Source organism: Polaromonas sp. P3_C2 (assembly GCF_056402675.1).
The window spans coordinates 1-2216 of sequence record NZ_JBFUGX010000660.1; the positions used below are offsets into that span (position 1 = coordinate 1).

The following is a 2216-nucleotide window of genomic DNA, read 5'->3' on the forward strand; positions in this document are numbered from 1 at the left end:
TTTGCCCGCACCGGTGCGGGTGCAGCCTTGTGTGCGCTGGTGCTTTTCGCGGGGACAGCGCACGCGCAACAATCCAGCAAGAACCTGGCACCCGGATTCTCGGAACGCGCGGCGGCCTCGAAGCTGGTTGTCGTGCCCGCAGACCTCGAGCTCTTTTCCATCGGTGCCGGCGGCGTGCAGGAGCCCAGGGCCGACTGGACCATGGCTGCCCAGAAAAACGTCAAGTCCGGTCTGGCTTCGAGCAAGCTCAAGTTGGGTTCTGACGTGATCGGGCTTGAAGAAAAAGACATGGACGAACTCGCGGACATCAACTCCCTGCACGGAGCTGTCGCGCAATCTGTTTTTCTGCACCACATGATTGGTGGTGTACTCAAGCTGCCCACCAAGAACGATGCCCTGAACTGGTCACTCGGAGATGCCGTCAAGCCTCTCAAGGATAAAACGGGGGCTGATTACGCCCTGTTCATCTGGATGCGCGACAGCTATGCCAGCAGCGAGCGCAAGGCCGCGATGATCGCCATGGCTGTGCTGGGCGTGGGGATTGCCGGGGGCGCGCAGATTGGTTATGCCTCGCTGGTCGATTTGAATAACGGGCGGATTGTCTGGTTCAATGATTTGCGCCGGGCCTCAGGTGACCTGAGGGAACCCGAGCCAGCCAAAGAAACCATCGAAGCCCTTCTCAAGGGTTTTCCGGTCGCCAGATGATAGGCATACCGGCTGGCGGGCGCCGTGCTTTTTTGCGGACGGCCTGCAAGCACTGCCTGGGTATGGGCGCCCTGTTGCCAGGCTTGTCAGCCTTTGGCCAGGAGAACCCTGCAGCTGCCTCCATCTCGCCTTTGCCCGCGGAGCGCTTTGCCCGCCCTGCGCTGGAAACAGATGAAGGCGGCTTGTGGGGAATGATGGACCGTGAAGAAACGCGTCTGCGGCGCAGTCCATTTACCGTACGCGACCCGCAACTGAGCCAATATCTGCAAGACTTGGTATGCCGTCTCGCGGGAGACCACTGCCCTGACATTCGTGTACATGTGGTGCGCACGCCGCTCTTCAACGCCAGCATGGCGCCGAACGGCATGATGCAGGTCTGGACCGGATTGCTGCTGCGCGCGGAGAATGAAGCGCAACTCGCTGCGGTACTGGGCCATGAAATCGGTCACTACCTCGAACGGCACACGCTTGAGCGCCTGCGGGATCTGAGAAGCCGGGCCGCCTTTGCGCAGTTCATCGGCATGTTCGGCCTTGTCGGCGCCATTGGCCAGCTTGGTGCTCTGGCCGGTGCTTTCGCTTTTTCCCGGGACCACGAGACGCGGGCCGATCGTCTGGGCATGCGCCTTATGACCCGGGCGGGTTATGACGGCAGGCAGGCTGCACAAGTGTGGGACAACCTGCTGGGCGAACTCAAGATCACCGGCGGTGAAGACGTTGGCAAACGCAGTCCCATGATGGCGACGCATCCCCCGCTGGAGACGCGCCGTGATGATCTGCTCCGCCTGGCGGGCGACGGCGGCGGTAAAACGGGTGCAGTGGAATACCAGCAGGTGATGTCACGGCACCGCTTCGGGTGGCTGCAGGATGAAATCCGGCGTGGCCAGTTTGAAGAAAGTCTGGTGCTGTTCAATCGCTTGCTGTCGCGCAATCCGGAGGACGGCCAGGCGCTGTACGCGCGCGGTGAGGTGTATCGGTTGCGGGCAGGCAAGGAAGATCTTCAGGAGTCCCTGAACGACCTGACGCGCGTGACCGCTCTTGAACAGGCTCCGGCCGAGGCTTTCAGGGCGCTCGGCCTGGTGCAAAAGCAGCGGACCGACACCGCCTCGGCCGTACAGGCCTTCGAAAAATACCTCACCGCCGCGCCTGAGGCGGCGGATGCGGGTCTTATTAAAAATTACATTGCGGAACTTAAACCATGAAAAAACTCCTGATCCTTCTTGCCTTCGCTTTCCTGTCGGGCTGCATGTCCATCACCAAGGTTGAGGGTGAGCAACTGGTCAATAACCGGCTGGCCGTCAAGGTGACTGATGCCTGGAACAAGGTTGCCCCACCCGGCACCCAGCAGCCTTTTGACATGTGGACCCAGGAGGGATTGACGCTGGATCACCTGCGCCTCTGGGCGGCCGTCAAGCCAGGCCAGGCGCTGCTGGTCAGGCCTGCAGGCAGCGTGCCGTCCGGGCAGAAGGCAGCCCGTGTTCCAACTTACCAGGCAGGCATGCCGCTTGACCAAT

General features: G+C 61.4%; 3 protein-coding genes. All 3 read left to right on the forward strand.

The annotated features are described in order from the left end of the window. Nucleotides 1-705 (forward strand): hypothetical protein (locus AC1DWI_RS20365; protein ID WP_477725597.1); only part of this gene is annotated, 705 nt, incomplete at its 5' end. A gap of 191 nt (nt 706-896) precedes the next feature. Further along, nucleotides 897-1904, forward strand: coding sequence for a M48 family metalloprotease (locus AC1DWI_RS20370; protein WP_477672694.1), 1008 nt, complete (start codon nt 897-899; stop codon nt 1902-1904). Further along, a partial coding sequence (locus tag AC1DWI_RS20375; RefSeq protein WP_477725598.1) for a hypothetical protein occupies nt 1901-2216 on the forward strand: 316 nt, incomplete at its 3' end. The genes AC1DWI_RS20370 and AC1DWI_RS20375, both read left to right, overlap by 4 nt.

What these genes read in the sequence shown, in the direction of transcription:
- AC1DWI_RS20370 (WP_477672694.1), top strand. Translation starts at nt 897, where the DNA reads ATGATGGACCGTGAAGAAACGCGTCTGCGGCGCAGTCCATTTACCGTA.